Source organism: Streptococcus mitis (genome assembly GCF_001579045.1).
Classification (GTDB): domain Bacteria; phylum Bacillota; class Bacilli; order Lactobacillales; family Streptococcaceae; genus Streptococcus; species Streptococcus mitis_D.
The window spans coordinates 323,040-343,128 of the sequence record NZ_KQ970262.1; the positions used below are offsets into that span (position 1 = coordinate 323,040).

The 20,089-nt window shown below is 39.7% G+C and carries 27 protein-coding genes and 1 other annotated feature; of the genes, 8 read left to right on the forward strand and 19 right to left on the reverse strand.

Features of this window, described 5'->3' with window-relative positions:
• Window positions 1-38: 38 nt before the first annotated feature.
• Window positions 39-182 (reverse strand): hypothetical protein, encoded by a 144-nt coding sequence (locus tag SMIDD28_RS11860; RefSeq protein ID WP_196756358.1) that lies wholly within the window; start codon window positions 180-182, stop codon window positions 39-41.
• Between the two features lie 117 nt (window positions 183-299).
• Between SMIDD28_RS11860 and SMIDD28_RS04595 the strand changes: the two genes are divergently transcribed.
• Complete coding sequence (locus SMIDD28_RS04595; RefSeq protein WP_061425045.1) at window positions 300-479, forward strand: hypothetical protein; 180 nt, start codon at window positions 300-302, stop codon at window positions 477-479.
• Here the strand turns inward: SMIDD28_RS04595 and SMIDD28_RS11865 are convergent.
• Together SMIDD28_RS11865 and SMIDD28_RS04605 are read right to left on the reverse strand one after the other, a co-directional pair.
• On the reverse strand, window positions 445-747 hold the full coding sequence (locus SMIDD28_RS11865) for a hypothetical protein (RefSeq protein WP_196756367.1): 303 nt from the start codon (window positions 745-747) through the stop codon (window positions 445-447). The two genes, SMIDD28_RS04595 and SMIDD28_RS11865, sit on opposite strands and share 35 nt — an antisense overlap.
• A 38-nt stretch (window positions 748-785) precedes the next feature.
• Window positions 786-1,499, reverse strand: coding sequence for an ORF6C domain-containing protein (locus SMIDD28_RS04605; protein ID WP_061425048.1), 714 nt, complete (start codon window positions 1,497-1,499; stop codon window positions 786-788).
• 53 nt (window positions 1,500-1,552) lie between these two features.
• Between SMIDD28_RS04605 and SMIDD28_RS04610 the strand changes: the two genes are divergently transcribed.
• Complete coding sequence (locus tag SMIDD28_RS04610) at window positions 1,553-2,212, forward strand: DUF4145 domain-containing protein (RefSeq protein ID WP_061425051.1); 660 nt, start codon at window positions 1,553-1,555, stop codon at window positions 2,210-2,212.
• Here SMIDD28_RS04610 and SMIDD28_RS12400 read toward each other — a convergent pair.
• The 4 genes from SMIDD28_RS12400 to SMIDD28_RS04625 form a co-directional block, all read right to left on the reverse strand.
• Entirely contained in the window at window positions 2,184-2,306 is a 123-nt protein-coding gene (locus SMIDD28_RS12400; RefSeq protein WP_265182525.1) for a hypothetical protein, read from the reverse strand. The two genes, SMIDD28_RS04610 and SMIDD28_RS12400, sit on opposite strands and share 29 nt — an antisense overlap.
• 9 nt (window positions 2,307-2,315) lie before the next feature.
• Window positions 2,316-2,513: a hypothetical protein gene (locus SMIDD28_RS04615; RefSeq protein ID WP_061425052.1), complete on the reverse strand. Its 198-nt coding sequence runs from the start codon at window positions 2,511-2,513 to the stop codon at window positions 2,316-2,318.
• Between the two features lie 11 nt (window positions 2,514-2,524).
• The gene (locus SMIDD28_RS04620; RefSeq protein ID WP_061425053.1) at window positions 2,525-2,710 is read right to left on the reverse strand and encodes a helix-turn-helix domain-containing protein; all 186 of its coding nucleotides are present in this window, start codon (window positions 2,708-2,710) and stop codon (window positions 2,525-2,527) included.
• A gap of 137 nt (window positions 2,711-2,847) precedes the next feature.
• Window positions 2,848-3,078 (reverse strand): hypothetical protein, encoded by a 231-nt coding sequence (locus SMIDD28_RS04625; RefSeq protein ID WP_023938094.1) that lies wholly within the window; start codon window positions 3,076-3,078, stop codon window positions 2,848-2,850.
• Window positions 3,079-3,529: 451 nt separating this feature from the next.
• Between SMIDD28_RS04625 and SMIDD28_RS04630 the strand changes: the two genes are divergently transcribed.
• The 3 genes from SMIDD28_RS04630 to SMIDD28_RS04640 all read left to right on the forward strand — a co-directional run bounded on the left by SMIDD28_RS04630 (window position 3,530) and on the right by SMIDD28_RS04640 (window position 6,201).
• Window positions 3,530-4,315 (forward strand): XRE family transcriptional regulator, encoded by a 786-nt coding sequence (locus SMIDD28_RS04630; protein WP_061425056.1) that lies wholly within the window; start codon window positions 3,530-3,532, stop codon window positions 4,313-4,315.
• 53 nt (window positions 4,316-4,368) lie between these two features.
• Entirely contained in the window at window positions 4,369-4,965 is a 597-nt protein-coding gene (locus SMIDD28_RS04635; RefSeq protein WP_061425058.1) for a CD20-like domain-containing protein, read from the forward strand.
• Window positions 4,966-5,094: 129 nt separating this feature from the next.
• Window positions 5,095-6,201 carry a site-specific integrase gene (locus SMIDD28_RS04640; RefSeq protein WP_061425060.1) on the forward strand — a complete coding sequence of 369 codons (1,107 nt, stop codon included), beginning with the start codon at window positions 5,095-5,097 and terminating at the stop codon, window positions 6,199-6,201.
• Between the two features lie 85 nt (window positions 6,202-6,286).
• Here SMIDD28_RS04640 and rpmA read toward each other — a convergent pair whose 3' ends face one another.
• The 4 genes from rpmA to SMIDD28_RS04660 form a co-directional block, all read right to left on the reverse strand.
• The gene (gene rpmA / locus SMIDD28_RS04645; protein ID WP_000916509.1) at window positions 6,287-6,580 is read right to left on the reverse strand and encodes a 50S ribosomal protein L27; all 294 of its coding nucleotides are present in this window, start codon (window positions 6,578-6,580) and stop codon (window positions 6,287-6,289) included.
• A 16-nt stretch (window positions 6,581-6,596) separates the two neighbouring features.
• Window positions 6,597-6,941: a ribosomal-processing cysteine protease Prp gene (locus SMIDD28_RS04650; protein ID WP_000613699.1), complete on the reverse strand. Its 345-nt coding sequence runs from the start codon at window positions 6,939-6,941 to the stop codon at window positions 6,597-6,599.
• Window positions 6,942-6,956: 15 nt separating this feature from the next.
• Window positions 6,957-7,271, reverse strand: a complete 315-nt coding sequence (rplU, locus tag SMIDD28_RS04655; RefSeq protein WP_000109141.1) for a 50S ribosomal protein L21 — start codon at window positions 7,269-7,271, stop codon at window positions 6,957-6,959.
• Between the two features lie 36 nt (window positions 7,272-7,307).
• Window positions 7,308-7,395 (reverse strand) — a sequence feature (ribosomal protein L21 leader region).
• Window positions 7,396-7,453: 58 nt separating this feature from the next.
• Complete coding sequence (locus tag SMIDD28_RS04660) at window positions 7,454-8,158, reverse strand: YoaK family protein (protein WP_081103214.1); 705 nt, start codon at window positions 8,156-8,158, stop codon at window positions 7,454-7,456.
• A 400-nt stretch (window positions 8,159-8,558) separates the two neighbouring features.
• Between SMIDD28_RS04660 and SMIDD28_RS04665 the strand changes: the two genes are divergently transcribed.
• Complete coding sequence (locus SMIDD28_RS04665; RefSeq protein ID WP_061425062.1) at window positions 8,559-9,536, forward strand: Gfo/Idh/MocA family protein; 978 nt, start codon at window positions 8,559-8,561, stop codon at window positions 9,534-9,536.
• Complete coding sequence (locus tag SMIDD28_RS04670) at window positions 9,533-10,615, forward strand: DEAD/DEAH box helicase (RefSeq protein WP_061425064.1); 1,083 nt, start codon at window positions 9,533-9,535, stop codon at window positions 10,613-10,615. The genes SMIDD28_RS04665 and SMIDD28_RS04670 overlap by 4 nt, the downstream gene beginning before the upstream one ends.
• Before the next feature lie 58 nt (window positions 10,616-10,673).
• On the opposite strand, the gene SMIDD28_RS12145 is transcribed toward SMIDD28_RS04670, so the two are convergent.
• The 3 genes from SMIDD28_RS12145 to SMIDD28_RS04680 all read right to left on the reverse strand — a co-directional run bounded on the left by SMIDD28_RS12145 (window position 10,674) and on the right by SMIDD28_RS04680 (window position 13,428).
• Window positions 10,674-10,820: a hypothetical protein gene (locus tag SMIDD28_RS12145; RefSeq protein WP_081103215.1), complete on the reverse strand. Its 147-nt coding sequence runs from the start codon at window positions 10,818-10,820 to the stop codon at window positions 10,674-10,676.
• 96 nt (window positions 10,821-10,916) lie between these two features.
• Complete coding sequence (gene tuf, locus SMIDD28_RS04675; RefSeq protein WP_001040726.1) at window positions 10,917-12,113, reverse strand: elongation factor Tu; 1,197 nt, start codon at window positions 12,111-12,113, stop codon at window positions 10,917-10,919.
• Window positions 12,114-12,318: 205 nt separating this feature from the next.
• A complete protein-coding gene (locus SMIDD28_RS04680) occupies window positions 12,319-13,428 on the reverse strand; it encodes an AI-2E family transporter (RefSeq protein WP_061425065.1) in 1,110 nt (369 codons plus the stop codon).
• A gap of 102 nt (window positions 13,429-13,530) precedes the next feature.
• Between SMIDD28_RS04680 and pbp3 the strand changes: the two genes are divergently transcribed.
• A complete protein-coding gene (gene pbp3, locus SMIDD28_RS04685; protein WP_061425066.1) occupies window positions 13,531-14,772 on the forward strand; it encodes a D-alanyl-D-alanine carboxypeptidase PBP3 in 1,242 nt (413 codons plus the stop codon).
• Between the two features lie 109 nt (window positions 14,773-14,881).
• On the opposite strand, the gene sufB is transcribed toward pbp3, so the two are convergent.
• The 5 genes from sufB to sufC are packed head-to-tail and all read right to left on the reverse strand — an operon-like array spanning window position 14,882 to window position 20,076.
• A complete protein-coding gene (gene sufB, locus SMIDD28_RS04690) occupies window positions 14,882-16,294 on the reverse strand; it encodes a Fe-S cluster assembly protein SufB (RefSeq protein ID WP_000797053.1) in 1,413 nt (470 codons plus the stop codon).
• A 57-nt stretch (window positions 16,295-16,351) separates the two neighbouring features.
• On the reverse strand, window positions 16,352-16,792 hold the full coding sequence (gene sufU / locus SMIDD28_RS04695; RefSeq protein WP_061425067.1) for a Fe-S cluster assembly sulfur transfer protein SufU: 441 nt from the start codon (window positions 16,790-16,792) through the stop codon (window positions 16,352-16,354).
• Window positions 16,779-18,005: a cysteine desulfurase gene (locus SMIDD28_RS04700; protein ID WP_061425069.1), complete on the reverse strand. Its 1,227-nt coding sequence runs from the start codon at window positions 18,003-18,005 to the stop codon at window positions 16,779-16,781. The genes sufU and SMIDD28_RS04700 overlap by 14 nt, the downstream gene beginning before the upstream one ends.
• A gap of 10 nt (window positions 18,006-18,015) precedes the next feature.
• On the reverse strand, window positions 18,016-19,278 hold the full coding sequence (gene sufD / locus SMIDD28_RS04705) for a Fe-S cluster assembly protein SufD (protein WP_061425071.1): 1,263 nt from the start codon (window positions 19,276-19,278) through the stop codon (window positions 18,016-18,018).
• A 27-nt stretch (window positions 19,279-19,305) separates the two neighbouring features.
• Entirely contained in the window at window positions 19,306-20,076 is a 771-nt protein-coding gene (sufC, locus tag SMIDD28_RS04710) for a Fe-S cluster assembly ATPase SufC (RefSeq protein WP_045615100.1), read from the reverse strand.
• Window positions 20,077-20,089: the final 13 nt, after the last annotated feature.

Below are 20,089 nucleotides of genomic sequence, written 5' to 3' on the forward strand. Positions count from 1 at the left end.
TGGACTCGATTTATGTCAGGTGCTTTTTTGCGTTGTTGTCAAACTATCTCACTTTCCATCGCCCTGAGTTCTATCTCATGGCTGATTTGTCTAAATAGCTTCTCACACGCTATTTTAGCTTCTCTGTACGTTGTCGATTCGCTGATAAAGTAATCAGCAAGTTCAATAATTTTATCTTCCATTCAACCTCCTATATCAGTCTCAAGACCGATGCCGTTTTCTCCTAATTTGCTATAATAATCTTGACTAGGACCTCTCACCGTTTTAGTCAAAATAATCAATAGAAAGGAGGAGATTTAATGACACTATCTGACAAAGAAATCGCTTTAGAACTTACAAAAATTACCGTCGAACACTTTAATACTCGAGTTGCACATAGTATTCCAAAGTCTGGATTAACAGAAGAAGCCATTGAACAATTCTACAAGCGATTCTATAAAACTGTTACGAATTTAAAAGGTGATCATCCAGAATCGTAACATCTATTTGGAGCACATCTTCTGGATGTGCTTCTTTAATACGAGCTATTTTTTCAATAGCATCATCTACAGACGTACTTCTTAAAGAGATATTCAGTTTTGCCATCCCTCTGTCTTCCTTTCTATTTTTTATTTCTATCTTTCTGCTATAATTAAATCCGAAACTGATAGTCTCTTTTTGTAAACGCTCAAGAAAACTAGTATTTCCTGAGAATCTTTTTACCAACTCAGGGTTTACCTTCACAAAGGTGGACTCTTTTTTTCCCACTATACGGATATCGTCTTGGTCTCATTTTCCTCTCCTCCCTACGCTTGACTAAAAGCGTTCAGGTCCATAATCTTCATCTTAGTGTTTGTGCTTGGCTCCCACGTCATCCAGTAAGCAAGCGCTGCTTCCGCAAATTTTTTCGGTAGCAAGTCATAGCGACTGATGTTGAAGTGGTCCTTGAAATCAACCTCAGCTTGTCTAAATACCGACTGAGCAAAAATCTTATCCGCATAAGCTGGACTGTCTATACCACCAAGGCAAGCCACGACCCTAGCCTTACGCTTCTTCAGGAGCGATTGAGCATAGCTTGGATGAATTGGTTGCTCACTCTTGAGATAGTCAATATCTTCTAGCATTGTCGCTTGTTGCTCACGCAATTTCTTTTGGCCAGTAAACAGAGCGATAAAGGCATCCTCGTCCAAGTCCTCACGGATGAAACCGCCCTGCTTGCGAATAGCTGGCAAGACCTCTGATGTCACCCAACGCTTGAACTCTTTGGCTTGAGGTAACTTGCTGGATAGAATAAGAGAGTAGAGACCAGATTCGTTGATGATAATAGTATTTTGTGTTCGACCTAAATTGTCGGTGAGTCCGTATTTCACGGAGTCATCTTCATCAACGTGCCGAGAAATTGCGTCCAGAGGTTTAGCATACCCCAAGATATCCGCAACATCTTTCCCAACGAACCACGGCTCGTCATCAATTGTCAAAGTACGGACTTCCTGCCCGTGAAAATTAAAAATTTCGTTCATAAAGTTCCTTTCTAAATTTGGTATAATGAAATAAAAACGATTGGAGAAATCTTATGGAAGTATCTACTGTTGATTATTATTTCAGTGCGATCTCAAAAACTTTAACGATTCAAATTCCTCAATCTTGTCCTTTGTGTGGAATCGGAAACAATCCAACCACCAACGAAGTAGGAAGATTAGAAATCCAAGAAGGTTACGTTTTTACTCTGCACCATCGTTGTCCAGCTTGTAAGAAATACCATATGACGAATCAAGAGTATTTAAACCAAGATGACAAAACAACTATGATCCTTGTTTATCCCAATAAAGTTGTTATCGATATAGACGATCTTTTCATTGAACATGCTCCTAGATTTGTAGAGTTTTACAGTGAAGCGGTTGAGGCTGAAAAGATGGGATTGGAAAACATTGCAGGAACAGGATATCGCTCTGCTATCGAATGCTTAATTAAAGATTACGCCTTGGCTTTTGAATTAGACGATAAAGAATATTTATCTGATCCAAAATTAACTTTTAACAATGCCATTGATAGGTATGTAAAAAATGATGACCTCTTAAAAGGTGCTCTTCATTTTATCCGAACAGTCGGTAATGGCTATACCCATTGGAACAAGAGTACCAGTATTTCATTACCTCAACTTAAAAACTATGTAGATATTATCATCCAGATTTTCAAATCTAAATTTATGATGAAGTTTCTTCCAAATGTTTAATTCCTAAACGCATTTCAATTTCTGAGATGCGTTTTTCTTGTTCTGCAACTTTTTTATATAATTCTTCAACAGAGTAAGCTATAATTTTTTCCACCTTCTTCTCCTACTCCAGCACCTTACTGCCGACTACCAATCGTTTAACGACAACGTCCATCTCCTTAAATTCGGCATTCTCTGCACAGTAGCGGACGCTCTCGCTGATGATGTGACAAATAGATACGCCGTATTCGTTCGCCAGATCCGTAGCGATCTCCCAAGCATCTCTGTCAATCCGTGTTACTTTTTGCGCTGCGTTGTTCATAGTATTTCCTCCTACAACATATCTTCCACCCTACACCCTAGCGCCTTGGCGATGACCACCGCCTGCGACAGCGTCACTGTCTTCAGGTCGTTCTCGATCCGTGACAAGGTCGTGTAGTCTATCAAAGTTCGCTTAGCAAGCTCACGCAAGCCCAGCTTTTGAGCCATTCTCAGCTCCCTCATTTTCGCTCCATACATTGACTTTTTCCTTTCTACTAATAGGTCTTTTCAAAACTGTTGGTACTTGTCAACAGTTTTGATAGAATTATTCTATCGAATTTGAAAAAGTTTGACCTTCTTGACTTTTGTTTGTTTTATCTCCTTTTGAGATATTTTTAACTGAAGAATAAGTCAGTTTCACTCATTCCGAATTTATTAGCAATAATTGCCATTTCATAATCCTGAAAAGGAAACTGACCTTTTTCTTTAAGTTCATACTGACGACGATTTTTTAACCCAATCAAGTCCGCCATGTATAACGTAGTAAGCTCTCTTTTTCTACGTTCTTCCCTTAATCGAATTTTAGGAAGAAGAAATTGAGAACGTATTTTCTCTTTATTTGTCAACAATAATTCTCCTCTCTTATATAAGCCAAGTAATAATGATAACTAGAATAGTTAAGGCAATCAAAGACCAAGTGATAAATTTAGCGGTTTTGTTTTGCATTTTTTCTACCTTGTGCTATAATGAAATTACACAATAGTGGTTGGGGCTTTCGCCCCTTCCACTCTCTTCCTAGAAGAGTTTTGATATAAGATTTACCAGTGCAGAGATTAGATTGATGAGGGCTATTATCAAACCGATCTTGACTTCATTGGTAAGTCTTTTCTTTTTGTGCTTTTTCATTTAGTCCATCCTTTCTGTTGTTTTCCTTGTCTTAAGATTGCCTTTCTCAACCTCACAAGACTATTATATCTCATTTTGAGATATAAGTCAATGATTTTTTATCACTTTTTGAGATTTTTTTATTTATTTTTTTATCTCATTGTGATATATTAGTAGAGAAAGGAAATGTTTATGAATATACTAGGTAATTCTATTAAAGAAATCAGAAAATCTAAGAAAATGACACAAAACGAATTGTCACAGTTGACTGGTTTTAAACAAAATACTATATCCAATCATGAAAACGGCAAACGACAATTAGACGAAACAGATATTAGAATTTATGCTGCTGCTCTCGAAGTTGAGCCACAACAACTATTTAGTCTTTCTAAAGTTACCACCCCCACAGCGTCCCCAGATTCGCTCACACAGCAGATAACGGACAAGGTGGTACAATTAACCCCAGATAATAAAAAAATCGTGCTACGGACTTCTGAGGAGCTTCTGGAGAGACAAAAAGCAAACGGCGAGATGTACACAGAGCAAAACGAAGAAGAAACGAAGATAAACGAAGTATCAGAAAACATCATCAGACTGGACGACTACAGACAGACTACTTACCGTCGTGTTACTGGGGTTGTCTCAGCTGGTAGTGGTTCGATGCAGGACGACGATTTAGATATGGAGGTTTCATTCTATGAGGATGAAATCCCAGACGACTACGATGCTATCGCTTATGTCGTCGGCAACTCTATGGAGCCAAAGATAAAAAATGGCGACTACCTCTTTATCAAGAATACACCTCAAGTTGACTATAACACTATCGGCATCTTCCAAGTAGACGGCGCTAACTATGTCAAGAAACTGCGTCAGGGATATCTTGAAAGCTTGAATCCAGATTATGAAGATATACACCTAGACGAAAGCAACGACGTCCGAACTATCGGCGAAGTCGTGAGTATATACAGAGAAAATTAAAATAAATATGTGCAACAACTGATCCACACTAAAAGCTGATAGAGAGGTTTCTTATGAAACAGGAACGTAAAGTTTTAGGTATTCTAGCTATTATCTTCGGAGCGCTGGCTCTACTTGGCTCATGGATGCCTATTATCAATAATTTTTCATTCATTTTAGCTATTTTAGCTCTTATCTTCGGTTTAATTGGTTTTGCAGTAAACAGAAAAAGACCAAAGACGCTAGCTATTATTGGGACGGTTCTAGCAGTAGTGTCTATTGCTATTGTATTAGTAACTCAAGCAATGTACGCTAAATCATTGAAAGAACTAGGTAAAAACGTTGAAGAGACTGTTAGCTCTGTAAGCTCTTCTATCGAATCATCTCAAAAAGAAGAAGATGCTAAATTTAACTGGACAAAAGAACAGTTTGATGCGCTTCAAGTTGGCGATATTATCAACTATGGAGCTGGTGGAACTAACTACGATGACGTTGCTAGTGTTCACGGAGAACCTAACAACGTTACTACTAGTTCGGTTAACGACCACGACAGCAAGACAGTATCATATACTTCTGCTGGTAGCAAATACAAGAGCGTTATTCTTTCGTTTTCAAAACAAGACGACGGATCTTTCTTGTTGACTTCTAAAGTTAGCTCAGGTTTGGAATAATTCAAAACAAAAAAATCCCCACACTCACAAAGTTTGGCGACTCTGAGTGTGAGGATATACTGGATAGTAAAAGGCATTAAAAAGCCCTCTTTACTATACCCATTTTATCAAAAAAGTGAGGTAAAATCAATGATTGGAAAATATCAAAAAAATGGAACTACTGCTTATTACTTTAAAGCCTATCATGGAATAGATCCGTTGACTAACAAGAAGATTCAAACCTTTCGTCGTGGCTTTAAAACAGAACGTGAGGCGAGACTTGCTGAAGCAAAGTGCATCACTGAGTATGAAAAAAAGACATTCAGAGTAAAAAACACCACTACAACCACCTTTCTACAAGTCTATGAGATTTGGAAGGACCATTATAAAAACACTGTTAAAGAGTCAACCTACGTAAGCCAGACTAGCATTGCCGACCGTCATATCTTGCCGATTTTTGGAGATAAAGCTATAAACAAGATTACTATGACTATGTGTCAAACTCAAGTTAATAAGTGGGCAGACGAGTACAAAAGATTTTTTGGAATCATCAGCATAGCAAATCAAATCTTTGACTATGCTATTTCGATGGAGTTGATTGAAACGAATCCAATGAGAAAGACACTGAAGCCTAAACGACAAAAAAATAATACAGATGAACTTGAAAAGTTCTACAATAAAGAAGAACTGAAGGAATTTTTCAAAATCGTTAAAGGCTTCGACGATGATGAAATGCTGACGTATTTTAGATTACTAGCTTTTACCGGAATGCGAAAAAATGAAATTAGCGCTCTAAGATGGTCTGATATTGATTTAAAAAAAGGACAGATTACTGTCAATCAAACCTTGGCCAAGGGGGAAGATAATAAACTGATCTTTCAGACTCCAAAGACAAAAAAGAGTGCCCGAACAATTACCCTCGATTCAAAAACAATTAAGGTTTTAAAGGATTGGCACAAGTGTAGTACAAAAGGACTTCTTTTTAAAAACGAGAATGGAGAACCTAAGAGTGTTGTCCATGTCAACAATATGTTGAACAGAATCTGGAGGAAGCATCCTGATTTCAAACGAATAACACCTCATGGTTTTAGGCATACACACTGCTCACTACTCTTCGAAGCTGGTGCCACTATCAAGGAAGTTCAGGAAAGATTAGGTCATGAGAATATTCAAACCACTATGGACATCTATGCTCATGTCACTCAAAAAGCAAAGGATGAAGTGGCTGACAAGTTCGCTTCTTACATTGGTTTTTAAAATATGGGTATCAGCATGGGTATCAAAATAAAAAAATAGGCTCTCCGAAAACTCGGAAAGCCTTATTTAATGCTACTTAGAGCGATTATTTAGCGATTGGGTAAACAGAAACTTGTTTTTTATCGCGTCCTTTACGTTCAAAGCGTACTACGCCTTCAACTTTAGCGAACAAAGTATCGTCTCCACCACGTCCAACGTTTACACCTGGGTAGATGTGTGTACCACGTTGACGGTAAAGGATTGATCCACCTGTTACAGTTTGTCCGTCAGCTGCTTTAGCTCCAAGACGTTTAGCTTGTGAATCACGTCCGTTTGATGTAGAACCTCCACCTTTTTTGTGGGCGAAAAGTTGCAAGTTGTTAAGAGTCATTTTTAACATAATGTTTTCCTCCGTGTTAGTTTTCTGTGATAACTCTGGTTTGGACGAACTCTGAAGAGTTCTCCGATAAGTTTGCCATACCTAAGAAAAATGATTCAAAGAATAACTGAGTCATTTCTCTCTGGTGTGAAGGAAGATCTTTTGGAATTTCAACCATCAGATAACCACCTTCATCTTCGTTTAATTCTAGGATTGGTTCATAGCCTGCAAATTTCTCAATAGAATTGATAAAGTTAATGGCAAGCGTAGAAACCGATGCACACACGACATCTAAGCCGTATTCGCCACTCTCGGCGTGTCCAGTAATTTCCGCACTCCTCAGCTCGCCATCTTCGGCTCTCTCAAAGACTGCCTGTATCATGTGTTCTCCTTAAAATTAAGCGTTGATTGCGTTGATGACAACTTTAGTATATGGTTGACGGTGACCTTGTTTACGGTGACTACCTTTTTTAGGTTTGTACTTGTAAGTAACAACTTTCTTTTGTTTTCCTTGTTTTTCAACAGTTCCAACTACAGTAGCTCCAGCAACAAGTGGAGTTCCGACAACAGTGTTTTCACCACCAACAAGAACAACTTCGTTAAAAGTAACTTCTTGACCAGCTTCAACGTTCAATTTTTCAACGTAAACTGCTTGACCAACTTCAACTTTAACTTGTTTTCCGCCAGTTTTGATAATTGCGTATGTGCTCATTATGCACCTCCTATGATTTTTATGGGTTCCCCCGAATTTTTTGTGAAGACTCGCCTAGCATCGTGGGACGAACCACTTAAACTTGAATAATCAAGCAACGATGTTCGTGCGGTTGCACAGGAACGTGCATAGTCAACTCTTCAAGTATAGCATATCTCCTATTTTCTTACAAGTAATAACACCTAAAATGAAGCTTTTTCTTTTACTTTTTTCTGCCAAGAGGCAAAAAGCATGCTGATGTAAAAAATGCTCATCATAATAGGAACACCAAGAATGGTCTTTTCATAATAGAAAATCGTCAGATAAGCTGAAAAGACAACGCCAAGGACAAAACTACTAAGCAGGCTTACAAAGATAATCCCTTCACGTAAAAAAGGAGTGTGCTTGGTTCGGAAATAATCTCCAAAAGCCAGCATGGTCCGTTTGATATTCCCTGTCATAAAAGCGTTATTATAGGCAATACCCGAAACCTCACCAAAAGCAGTTGTCACCAGTCCCATACAGAAGGCCAAGGGCGGCACTAGATAGATATTATCTACAGTTTGCGGCACAAAACCAATAATGATTGATAAGATTGCCAAAGGAATCAATGACAGAATGGGCTTTTTCACAATTCTCAATTTTTCCTTATAAATCGTTAGTAAAAAGACCCCCATCATAAAAGCTAGCAAGGTCATTACTTTAGCACTAGCATCTAAAACATTGTGTTGAATGAGCCCTACTGATAGAAAGACGACATTTCCAGTTTGTCCAGCAACAAGAGTATTCCCTCGGACAATAAAAGTATAGGCATCTACATATCCTGCACAAAAAGTCAAAAAAAGCGCTAGCCTCTTAGACTGACGTGATATTTTTCTTATAGGCAGTAACCTCATTTTTCTTCCCATTTCATTTACTCATCTAATTATTGTACCACTTTCTTTGGAAAAGACCTAGCCTAGTAGCTTATTTAAAAATTTTTACCCTCTGTAACTTCTCAAAGTAACTTCCACCTCTCTCCCAAAACTGGAAGTTACTCTAAGACGACTCTGTTTTAGGGCTATTTGTCGTGCACTTTTTTCTGAGTCTTTTCTCTTTTGAACTCTTATATATCAAGAAAAAGAAAACCAGTGGAAGTTAGTCTAAGACGGATTTCCACTGATGGCACGCGTTTTTCTCATACTAAAAGCTAGGTTGTGGGAAACTGGAAGTTAGTTTTAGAAGTTACCAATTTTTCTCCTCTGTTGGATAGTCTCGTCCATCTATGTTATAATGAAAGAAGGATTTAAAATCGGAAAAGGAGTATCTATGCTTAAATTAGGTGTCATCGGAACAGGGGCTATTAGCCACCACTTCATAGAAGCAGCCCATGCCAGTGGAGAATACAAGCTGGTCGCAGTCTATTCTAGAAAACTAGAAACTGCGGCAACCTTTGCTTCTCGCTATCAGAATATCCAACTCTTTAATCAAGTAGAGGACTTCTTCAAGAGCTCCCTTGATGTGGTCTATATTGCTAGCCCAAACTCCTTGCATTTTGCTCAGGCAAAAGCTGCATTGTCTGCTGGTAAACATGTCATTCTTGAAAAGCCAGCTGTCACTCAGCCACAAGACTGGCTAGATTTGGTTCAAACAGCTGAAAAAAATCACTGTTTTATCTTTGAAGCAGCTCGTAATTACCATGAGAAAGCTTTCACTATCATCAAAAACTTTTTAGCAGATAAGCAAGTGTTAGGAGCAGATCTCAACTATGCCAAGTATTCTTCCAAAATGCCAGATTTGTTGGCTGGGGAGACACCAAATGTCTTTTCAGACCGTTTTGCTGGTGGAGCTCTTATGGATTTGGGGATTTATCCTCTCTACGCTGCCGTTCGCCTTTTTGGAAAAGCCCAGAACGCGACCTACCAGTCTCAACAGCTTGACAATAGCATTGACCTAAATGGAGATGGTATCCTCTTCTACCCAAACTTTCAGGTTCACATCAAGGCTGGGAAAAACATTACTTCCAATCTTCCTTGCGAAATTTATACGACAGATGGTACCTTGACCCTCAACACCATTGAGCATGTTCGCTCGACTATTTTTACCGACCACCAAGGCAATCAAGTCCAGCTCCCTATCCAACAGGCTCCTCATACGATGACTGAGGAAGTCGCTGCATTTGCACAGATGATTCAGCAACCAGACCAGACACTCTACCAGAATTGGCTGGATGATGCAGGCTCTGTTCATGAGCTACTATATACCATGCGCCAGACTGCTGGCATTAGATTTGAGGCAGAAAAATGAAAACCAAACTACCGACTGAATGGCAAGAACTGAGTGACCAACTCGGTTTCCAAGAATTCACTCCCATTCAAACCCAACTATTTGAGCCCCTTCTTGCTGGAGAAAACCTCCTAGGAGTGAGCCCAACAGGAACAGGCAAGACCCTAGCTTATCTCCTGCCCAGTCTTCTCAGACTTCAAAAGAAAAAAGCCCAACAACTCTTGATTCTAGCACCAAATACAGAACTTGCTGGACAGATTTTTGATGTATGTAAAACGTGGGCAGAAGCTATCGGTTTGACAGCTCAACTCTTCCTATCAGGTTCAAGTCAAAAACGACAAATTGAACGCCTTAAAAAAGGACCAGAAATTCTGATTGGAACTCCTGGCCGTATCTTTGAACTAATTAAATTGAAAAAAATCAAGATGATGAATGTGGAAACCATCATCCTGGATGAATTCGACCAATTACTAGATGATTCTCAGATTCACTTTGTTGAGAAAATCACTCACTACGCACCGCGTGACCACCAACTCGTCTATATGAGTGCGACGACCAAGTTTGACCAAGAAAAGATTGCGCCAAACACACGTACCATTGATCTCTCTGACCAAAAACTGGATAATATCCAGCATTTCTACATGCAGGTAGACCAACGTCACCGCGTTGATCTGCTACGAAAACTGGCTCATGTTGAGGATTTCCGCGGACTAGTCTTCTTTAACAGCCTGTCAGACCTTGGAAGTGCAGAAGAAAAATTACAGTATCGTGATATCTTGGCTGTTTCCCTCGCTAGTGATGTTAATGTCAAATTTAGAAAAGTCATATTAGAAAAGTTTAAAGATAAGCAACTAACCCTACTCCTTGCAACTGAGCTTTTGGCTCGTGGAATTGATATCGATAGCCTAGAATGTGTCGTAAACTTTGATATCCCAAGAGATAGCGAAACCTACACACACCGTGCTGGCCGTACTGGCCGTATGGGCAAGGAAGGTTATGTTATCACTCTCGTCACTCATCCAGAAGAAATCAAAAAACTCAAGAAATTTGCGAGCGTACGTGAAATTGTCTTGAAAAACCAAGAACTCTATATCAAATAATCCCCCATTGCTCTATACACATCTAGTGTATGGAGCTTTTTCTGTAAGCAATTCAATTTTATACTCTTCGAAAATCTCCTTCAAACCGCGTCAGCTTCGCCTTGCCATATGTATGGTTACTGACTTCGTCAGTCTTATCTACAACCTCAAAACAGTATTTTGAGCATCCTGCAGCTAACTTCCTAGTTTGCTCTTTGATTTTCATTGAGCATTAGTTCAATATCTGAAAAAAAGAACCTTGCATAGCAAGATTCTTTTAGTGTCTGACTTAAATAATTGTTCTTCTGGGAACTAAATCGAATTAAGCTTCGATTTCTGTAACCATACCTGAACCAACAGTACGTCCACCCTCACGGATAGAGAATGTAGTACCTTGTTCTACGGCGATTGGGTGGATCAACTCAACGTCGATTGTCACGTTATCACCAGGCATTACCATTTCAGTACCTGCTGGAAGTTCGATTGAACCTGTAACGTCAGTAGTACGGAAGTAGAATTGTGGACGGTAGTTGTTGAAGAATGGAGTGTGACGTCCACCTTCTTCTTTAGTAAGGATGTAAACTTCACCTTTGAATTTAGTGTGTGGGTTGATTGAACCTGGTTTAGCGATAACTTGTCCACGTTCGATTTCATCACGTTGAACACCACGAAGAAGGACACCTACGTTATCTCCGGCAAGACCTTCGTCAAGTTGTTTACGGAACATTTCAACACCAGTAACAACTGCTTTTTGAGTTTCTTCTTTGATACCAACGATTTCGATTTCGTCGTTGACTTTAACGATACCACGGTCGATACGTCCTGAAGCAACTGTACCACGTCCAGTGATTGAGAATACGTCTTCGACTGGAAGAAGCAATGGTTTGTCAGTGTCACGTTCTGGTTCTGGGATGTACTCATCAACTGTGTTCATCAATTCCATAACGATGTCTTCGTATTTAGTGTCACCTTCAAGGGCTTTAAGAGCTGAACCTTGGATAACTGGAAGATCGTCACCTGGGAAGTCATATTCTGACAATAGGTCACGGATTTCCATTTCAACCAATTCAAGCAATTCTTCGTCGTCAACCAAGTCAACTTTGTTCATGAAGACGATAAGGTGTTTAACACCAACCTGACGTGAAAGAAGGATGTGTTCACGAGTTTGTGGCATTGGTCCGTCAGTTGAAGCTACTACAAGGATAGCTCCGTCCATTTGAGCGGCACCAGTGATCATGTTTTTAACGTAGTCCGCGTGTCCTGGAGCGTCGATGTGAGCGTAGTGACGTTTTTCAGTTTCGTACTCAACGTGCGCAGTGTTGATAGTGATACCGCGTTCGCGTTCTTCTGGAGCAGCATCGATAGACGCATAGTCTTTAGGTTGGTTAACTGATGAAGGCAAGCGACGTGCCAAAACAGTTGTGATAGCTGCAGTTAGGGTAGTTTTACCGTGGTCAACGTGTCCGATAGTACCAATGTTAACGTGTGGTTTACTACGATCGTATTTTTCTTTTGCCATTTGAGTAAAAGCCTCCAATAAAATATATTTTATAGATAGACAGTAGGCAATACAGTCTAACTTTCCTTACTATTTTATCAAATTTCAGCTAAATTGCAAGTGTTTTACAAAGTTTTTGTGAATTATTCTTAATCGGCTGATCTAAACGGCACTTCTACTCCTATAATTTACCTAAAGAAAAGAAAAATCAGGAATTTCCTGACTTTTACTTAGCTAATTCTCTTTCTCGTTCTTTCTTTATTTTATGATTTTCATACAAACGGGATAAGAACTTAGAAATTTCTTTTAAGATAGAATAGGTTGGCACTGCGACAATCATTCCAACTACACCATAGATATTGCTTGACAACAAAAGTAAAACCAAAATCGTGATTGGATGAACCTTCATAACACTTCCTACGATTCGAGGGTAGAGGATATTTCCATCCACTTGTTGAATAATCAGCATATAAATAACTGCAATCAGCATTCTATGGGGATCAGTAAAGACATTGGCGATAATCATCGGAATCAGACCAATACTTGGTCCTACATAAGGAATGAGATTGGCTAACCCTGAAAAGATGGCAAAGACCAAAGCGTATTTCAAACCGATTACGCTATATCCGATAAAGGCCAAACAACCAATAATAATCGCATCAATGGCGACTCCACTAATATAGCGAGCGATTGTAGCATTCAAATTTTTTAAAAGACCTGTAATATGCAACTTATCTCGCTTTAAAACAGTACGCTCAAGCATCGGCAAGAATTTGTGACCATCTAACAAAAAATAAATTAAAAACACAGGGGTCATGATAATAATCAAAACAGTACTAAAGAGCGCAGATAGGACACTTCCAACACTATTCGTTACACTATTTAGGATATTTTGTAGAATATCTACATAGGAGAGATTTAACTGTTGAATAGTCGCTTGAATATCCAAATTTTGAAAGGCTGGATAGGTAGATAAATCCACAATCAAATCTTGCAAACGACTATAAATTGTCTGACTTGTTGCAATCAAACTTGTCAGCTGATTAATCAAAATCGGTAAGAGATAGACTACCCCAATAACTAGCCCCCAAACCAAGGCGCACAAGGTTAGTAGAATACCAATGATACGGTTAATTTTGAAATACTTTTGTAAAAAATTTACAATAGGATTGGTCAAATAATATAAAAAACCACCTAAAAGAAAGGGAATCATTATAGTGTTTGCAACGCTTACAAAAGGTGTAATAATCGCTCCCATCTCTCTCCATAAATAAAAGATAATGGTTAATAGTAAAATCTCACTGGTCCAAAAAAATAATTTATTCTTACGAAACATGAGGTACCTCCATTCATCTATTTTACCACACTTTCAAAAAAGCTTCTTTCTTATATCATGAAACTGGAAATATTTTTTTCTTTATGATAGAATAAACTTACTATGAAAAAAATAATTTTAACTCTTTTAAGCCTTTCCGTTATTGGCTCAGCATCTACTGTTGCTGCTCAAGATTTTAATATTGCTGCTAAACATGCAATTGCCGTTGAGGCAAATACTGGTAAAATTCTCTATGAGAAAGATGCAACCCAGCCAGTTGAAATTGCTTCAATCACAAAGTTAATTACTGTTTATCTTGTCTATGAAGCCTTGGAAAACGGCAGTATTACACTATCAACTCCGGTAGATATTTCTGATTATCCTTACAAATTAACGACAAATTCTGAAGCGAGTAACGTTCCTATGGAGGCTCGTAATTATACCGTCGAACAACTGCTCGAAGCAACCCTAGTATCTAGTGCTAACAGTGCGGCTATTGCCCTAGCTGAGAAAATTGCTGGCTCAGAAAAAGATTTCGTCGATATGATGCGGGCAAAACTCTTAGAATGGGGAATTCAGGATGCCACTGTTGTCAATACGACTGGTCTTAACAATGAGACTCTAGGGGATAACATTTACCCAGGATCTAAAAAAGATGAGGAAAATAAGCTCAGTGCTTATGATGTCGCTATCGTTGCTCGCAATCTCATCAAAAAATACCCACAAGTCTTGGAAATCACGAAAAAACCTTCTTCTACTTTTGCTGGAATGACAATCACTTCTACCAACTACATGTTAGAGGGTATGCCTGCTTATCGCGGTGGTTTTGATGGCCTTAAAACAGGAAATACAGACAAAGCTGGAGAATCTTTTGTTGGTACTACTGTCGAAAAAGGGATGAGGGTTATCACAGTTGTTTTGAATGCAGATCATCAAGACAATAATCCTTACGCTCGCTTCACAGCTACTTCTTCACTAATGGATTATATCTCTTCTACATTCACACTTCGCAAAATCGTTCAAAAAGGCGATGCCTATCAAGATAGTAAAGCCCCTGTACAAGATGGAAAAGAAAATATGGTCACTGCCATTGCCAAAGATGATATCTCTCTAATTGAACGTGTTGGGAATCAATCTTCCCAATCTGTTCAATTCACACCTGATTCTAAGGCAATTCCAGCACCACTTGCAGCCGGAACTGTGGTTGGACATTTGACTTATGAAGACAATGATTTGATTGGTCAAGGTTACATCACTACAGAACGTCCTAGTTTTGAAATGGTAGCAGAAAAGAAAGTTGAAAAAGCCTTCTTCTTAAAAGTTTGGTGGAATCAGTTTATCCGATTTATCAACGAGAAATTATAAAAAAATCGCGATTTTAAACCGCGATTTTTTATTACAAATTCATCTTCAAAGTCCTTGATTTTCGAATAGTATCAAAGTCCTTGATTTTTAGTAAATCTAAAATCAAATTTTACCCAACTGACCCTTCCATTTCATAGCTAATCAAGCGGTTCAGCTCAACTGCATATTCCATTGGAAGTTCTTTCGTGAAGGGTTCTACAAATCCCATAACAATCATCTCTGTTGCCTCAGATTCTGACAAGCCACGACTCATGAGGTAATAGAGTTGTTCCTCTGAAATCTTAGATACCTTAGCTTCGTGTTCCAAAGCAACTTGCGAGTTGTGGATTTCATTAAATGGAATAGTATCTGATGCTGACAAGTCATCCATAATAATGGTATCACACTCAATGTGAGAAACAGATTTCTTAGAGTTTTTATTAAAGGTTACTTGTCCACGATAGTCAACCTTTCCTCCACCTTTAGCGATGGATTTAGACACGATAGACGAGCTAGTATGTGGAGCATTGTGAATCATCTTAGCACCCGTGTCTTGGTGTTGCCCTGCATTAGCAAAGGCAATAGAAAGCATGGTACCACGCGCACCTTCTCCATCTAGGTAAACAGACGGGTATTTCATAGTCGTTTTAGCCCCCAAGTTTCCATCGATCCACTCAACAGTCGCATCTTTCAAGGCTTTGGCACGTTTCGTTACCAAGTTATAGACGTTATCAGACCAATTTTGGATGGTCGTATAGCGCATATAAGCACCATCCAAGGCAAAAATTTCTACAATGGCGGCGTGCAAGCTGTTGCTTGAATAAGTTGGCGCTGTACATCCTTCTACGTAATGAACACTTGCTCCCTCATCAACGATAATCAGAGTACGTTCAAACTGACCAGTATTTTCATTGTTGATACGGAAGTAGGTTTGAAGTGGAATATCTACCTTGACACCTTTTGGTACGTAGATAAAGGTTCCACCAGACCATACAGCCGAGTTAAGGGCAGCCAACTTGTTATCTGTCGGCGGTACCAACTTAGCAAAGTATTGTTTAAACAAGTCTGGATATTCCTTGAGGGCAGAATCCGTATCTGTAAAGATAATCCCCAATTTCTGGAACTCTTCCTTCATGTTGTGGTAAACTACTTCTGACTCGTACTGGGCAGAGGCACCGGCTAGATAAGCACGCTCAGCTTCTGGTATCCCAATACGTTCAAAGGTTTCTTTAATTTTTTCAGGAACCTCATCCCAAGAACGGGCTGGTTTATCAGATGGTTTTTGGTAGTAGATCAAGTCATCAAAATCAATCTCTGACAAGTCTGCTCCCCAAGTTTGCATGGGCATTTTTTTGAAGGTTTCATAAGACTTCAAACGAAATTCTAGCATCCACTCAGGTTCTCCCTTAGCAGCTGATAGTTCACGAATGACATCTTCATTCAGTCCTTTTCCTGTCGATAGGACAGGCTCTACATCATCATGGAAACCAAATTTATATTCACCAAGATCAATTGGTTTTGGTTCTACTCTTTCTTCAGCCATAATATCCTTTCTTTCATTCTTCATTTCTACTGATTCATAAGACAACAGAAACTTGTCTTATTGTTTTTCTTGATTTTCAATTGTTTTCTTAAGGGCATTCCAAGCTAGGGTTGCACACTTAATTCGTTGAGGGAATTTGGCAACACCTGACAAGAAAGCTGCATCGCCTAGTTGGTCTTGGCGTTCATCTTTTTGTCCTTGAGCCATTTCAGAAAAAATAGTTGCAAGTTCTAAAATTTCTTGTTTAGTTTTTCCTAAAACTGCATCTGTCATCATGCTAGCAGAGGCAGTTGAGATGGTACAACCTGAGTTTAGAAAAGCGATATCTTCCAAACGGTCATCTACATCAAACTTGACAGAGAGGTTGATGACATCTCCACAAGTCGGATTGTTGAGACTGATTTGCTCAGCATCTTCCAACTTCCCTTGGTGATGTGGATTTTTCGAATGATCTGCTACCACTGCCATATAAAGGCTATCTAGTTTAGAAAGTGCCATTGAAAAACTCCTTTGTCTTTTGTAAGGCATCGACTAGCTTGTCGCAATCTGCCTTGGTATTGTAGATATAAAAACTTGCACGAGCTGTTGCTGGAACATCCAAATACTGGAGCAAGGGTTGCGCACAGTGGTGACCCGCACGAACTGCCACACCTTCATAATCCAAAGCCGTTGCAAGGTCGTGAGGATGAAGGTCGCCTAGGTTAAAAGCAATGACACCTGAGCGTTGAGCCAAATCTTGTGAACCATAGATAGTCAGTCCTTCAATTGCCTGCAATTTTGGAAAGACATATGCGATCAGTTCTTGTTCATGGCCTTCAATAGCATCCATGCCAATATTTTCAAGATAATCCACTGCAGCTGCAAGTCCAATTGCTCCTGCCATATTAGGAGTCCCAGCCTCAAATTTCCAAGGTAATTCCTTCCAACTAGCAGATTGTTCATAAACGAAATCAATCATCTCACCACCAAATTCAACTGGTGACATTTGTTCTAAATACTTCTCTTTTCCGTACAGAACACCGATACCAGTCGGACCAGCCATCTTGTGACCTGAAAAGGCAAATAAGTCCACATCCAAATCCTGGACATCAATCTTCATATGAGGTGTAGACTGAGCACCATCTACCACCATGATGGCTCCAACTTGGTGGGCCATTTGAGTGATTTCTTTGATTGGATTGACCACACCAAGAACATTGGAGGCATGAGCTAGGGAGACAAACTTTACCTTGTCCGTCAATTTTGCTCGCAAGTCAGCCATATCCAAAGCTCCGTCTTTGAGATAAACATAGACAAGCTCAGCCCCAGTCTTACGACAGGCTTCCTGCCAAGGAATGATATTGGAATGGTGTTCCATGATAGAGAGCAAAACTTGGTCTCCCTCAGTCAAGACTTCCTCAGCAAAGCGAGCTACCCAGTTAAGACTGGTTGTCGTTCCTCTGGTGAAGAGAACTTCCTTTGTTGAGCCTGCATTGATAAACTTACGAATGGTTTCACGAGCCGCCTCATAGGAAGCTGTCGCCCTTTCTGCCAAGGTATGAACGCCACGGTGAACATTGGCATTGTCCTGCTCATAGTAGCGGTTGATTGTTTCCAGTACTGCTAGTGGTTTTTGTGTCGTCGCAGCATTGTCCAGATAGACCAACGGTTCATCGTTGACAATCTGGTCTAAAATTGGAAAATCCTTGCGAATCGCTTCTACATCTAACATAGGCTACCCCTTAGCGTTTTGACAATTTTTCTTCGATAGTCGCAATCATTTCATCACGAACTTCCTTGACTGGAATCTCCACGATAACAGATCCAAGGAAACCACGGACAACCAAGCGTTCTGCAGTTGCCTTGTCCAAACCACGACTCATGAGGTAGTACATATCTTCTGGGTCTACCTGACCGATAGAAGCCGCGTGTCCTGCAGTTACGTCATTTTCATCAATCAAAAGAATTGGGTTAGCATCTGAACGCGCTTGATCTGAAAGCATGAGAACACGGCTCTCTTGTTGGGCATCTGCTCCCTTAGCACCCTTGATGATGTGACCGATACCATTGAAGGTCAAGGTTGCTTTTTCAAGAATAACCCCATGTTGGAGGATATTTCCGATTGAGTTGCAACCATAGTTAGTCACTCTAGTATCAATCCCTTGAACCTGACGACCACTTGAAAGAGCTACAACTTTCAGGTCAGCATGGCTACCATTACCAATCAAGTCACTATCAAAATCAGCAACGACATTTCCTTCGTTCATGACACCAATTGCCCAATCAATGCTTGCATCGTTGCCTAATTTACCACGACGGCTAATGTAAGCAGTGACGTTTTCACCTAGACGGTCAATCGCAGCAAACTTGACTTGAGCACCAGAACGTGCAATTACTTCTACTGTGATATTAGCAGTTGCTTTGGCACTTCCTTCACCGCGTGACTCTAAACGCTCCAGATAACTAATCTTAGAATTTTTACCAGCGATAATCATAATATGCTTGTTAAACGGCACATCACTATCACTATCTTGGTAGAAAATACCTTCGATTGGCTCTTTAATTTCAACGTTATCAGGAATATAGAGAACAGCACCACTATTGAAATAAGCTGTATGGTAGGCTGCCAACTTGTCATCGTCATACTTAACAGATGACATGAAGAATTCTTCTACGAGCTCTGGAATTTCTTCTAAAGCTGAATGGAAATCTGTAAAGACAACACCCTGTTCAGCCAACTCAACTGGAATTTGCTCAAAAACAGTTTGCGTTCCTACTTGCACCAACTTCAAATGGTTATCTAGTGCAGTGAAATCTGGAACATTTACTGATGGCTCGCTTTCTGTAATCGTCCCATCCCCCAGATTCCAACGGTGGAATTTGACACGCTCAATAACTGGTAATTCCAAAGTCTCAATCTTGTCAAAAGCTTTTTGACGGAGATCAGCCAACCAGCTTGGTTCAGCGTGCATTTCTGAAAAAAGTTTAATATTTTCTTTAGTCATTTACTTCTCCTAAAAGATACGAGGGAATTACAATTCTTCCTTGTAGTCGTAGCCAAGTTCTTCAGCTAGTTTTGCGTATCCTTCACGTTCCAAACGCGCAGCCAATTCTGGACCACCTGAAAGGACAACACGACCTTCCATCATCACATGTACCACATCAGGTGTAATGTAGTTCAAAAGACGTTGATAGTGAGTGATAATCATAGCACCAAAGCTTTCACCACGCATGGCATTCACACCTTTAGACACAACTTTAAGTGCGTCAATATCAAGACCAGAGTCAATCTCATCCAAAAGTGCGAAAGTTGGTTCCAACATCAAAAGTTGAAGAATTTCATTACGTTTTTTCTCACCACCAGAGAAGCCTTCGTTGAGGTAACGCTCAGCCATTTCTTCTTTCATGTTGAGCAATTCCATCTTCTCATCCAATTTAGTAATAAACTCACGAACTGAAATCTTCTCATCGTCTTCTTTACCAGCATTCATGGCTGCACGAAGAAACTCAGCGTTAGTAATTCCAGGAATTTCTGATGGGTATTGCATAGCAAGGAAAAGTCCCATACGCGCACGCTCATCCACTTCCAACTCAAGGATGTTTACGCCATCAAACAAAACTTCACCTTTAGTTACTTCATAGTTTGGATTTCCCATGATAGCGGCAGAGAGAGTCGATTTACCTGTACCATTTGGTCCCATGATAGCGGCAATTTCTCCTGTTTTCAGGGTCAGGTTAACCCCTTTTAAAATTTCTTTTCCTTCAATCTCAACGTGAAGATCTTTGATCTCTAATACTGACATGATAGTTCCTTTC

Bases quoted from the DNA above. Each gene is read 5' to 3' on its own strand.
- SMIDD28_RS11860 (WP_196756358.1), bottom strand. From the start codon at position 182: ATGGAAGATAAAATTATTGAACTTGCTGATTACTTTATCAGCGAATCG.
- SMIDD28_RS04595 (WP_061425045.1), top strand. From the start codon at position 300: ATGACACTATCTGACAAAGAAATCGCTTTAGAACTTACAAAAATTACC.
- SMIDD28_RS04605 (WP_061425048.1), bottom strand. From the start codon at position 1,499: ATGAACGAAATTTTTAATTTTCACGGGCAGGAAGTCCGTACTTTGACA.
- SMIDD28_RS04610 (WP_061425051.1), top strand. From the start codon at position 1,553: ATGGAAGTATCTACTGTTGATTATTATTTCAGTGCGATCTCAAAAACT.
- SMIDD28_RS04615 (WP_061425052.1), bottom strand. From the start codon at position 2,513: ATGAACAACGCAGCGCAAAAAGTAACACGGATTGACAGAGATGCTTGG.
- SMIDD28_RS04620 (WP_061425053.1), bottom strand. From the start codon at position 2,710: ATGTATGGAGCGAAAATGAGGGAGCTGAGAATGGCTCAAAAGCTGGGC.
- SMIDD28_RS04630 (WP_061425056.1), top strand. From the start codon at position 3,530: ATGAATATACTAGGTAATTCTATTAAAGAAATCAGAAAATCTAAGAAA.
- SMIDD28_RS04635 (WP_061425058.1), top strand. From the start codon at position 4,369: ATGAAACAGGAACGTAAAGTTTTAGGTATTCTAGCTATTATCTTCGGA.
- SMIDD28_RS04640 (WP_061425060.1), top strand. From the start codon at position 5,095: ATGATTGGAAAATATCAAAAAAATGGAACTACTGCTTATTACTTTAAA.
- rpmA (WP_000916509.1), bottom strand. From the start codon at position 6,580: ATGTTAAAAATGACTCTTAACAACTTGCAACTTTTCGCCCACAAAAAA.
- SMIDD28_RS04650 (WP_000613699.1), bottom strand. From the start codon at position 6,941: ATGATACAGGCAGTCTTTGAGAGAGCCGAAGATGGCGAGCTGAGGAGT.
- rplU (WP_000109141.1), bottom strand. From the start codon at position 7,271: ATGAGCACATACGCAATTATCAAAACTGGCGGAAAACAAGTTAAAGTT.
- SMIDD28_RS04660 (WP_081103214.1), bottom strand. From the start codon at position 8,158: ATGGGAAGAAAAATGAGGTTACTGCCTATAAGAAAAATATCACGTCAG.
- SMIDD28_RS04665 (WP_061425062.1), top strand. From the start codon at position 8,559: ATGCTTAAATTAGGTGTCATCGGAACAGGGGCTATTAGCCACCACTTC.
- SMIDD28_RS04670 (WP_061425064.1), top strand. From the start codon at position 9,533: ATGAAAACCAAACTACCGACTGAATGGCAAGAACTGAGTGACCAACTC.
- SMIDD28_RS12145 (WP_081103215.1), bottom strand. From the start codon at position 10,820: ATGAAAATCAAAGAGCAAACTAGGAAGTTAGCTGCAGGATGCTCAAAA.
- tuf (WP_001040726.1), bottom strand. From the start codon at position 12,113: ATGGCAAAAGAAAAATACGATCGTAGTAAACCACACGTTAACATTGGT.
- SMIDD28_RS04680 (WP_061425065.1), bottom strand. From the start codon at position 13,428: ATGTTTCGTAAGAATAAATTATTTTTTTGGACCAGTGAGATTTTACTA.
- pbp3 (WP_061425066.1), top strand. From the start codon at position 13,531: ATGAAAAAAATAATTTTAACTCTTTTAAGCCTTTCCGTTATTGGCTCA.
- sufB (WP_000797053.1), bottom strand. From the start codon at position 16,294: ATGGCTGAAGAAAGAGTAGAACCAAAACCAATTGATCTTGGTGAATAT.
- sufU (WP_061425067.1), bottom strand. From the start codon at position 16,792: ATGGCACTTTCTAAACTAGATAGCCTTTATATGGCAGTGGTAGCAGAT.
- SMIDD28_RS04700 (WP_061425069.1), bottom strand. From the start codon at position 18,005: ATGTTAGATGTAGAAGCGATTCGCAAGGATTTTCCAATTTTAGACCAG.
- sufD (WP_061425071.1), bottom strand. From the start codon at position 19,278: ATGACTAAAGAAAATATTAAACTTTTTTCAGAAATGCACGCTGAACCA.
- sufC (WP_045615100.1), bottom strand. From the start codon at position 20,076: ATGTCAGTATTAGAGATCAAAGATCTTCACGTTGAGATTGAAGGAAAA.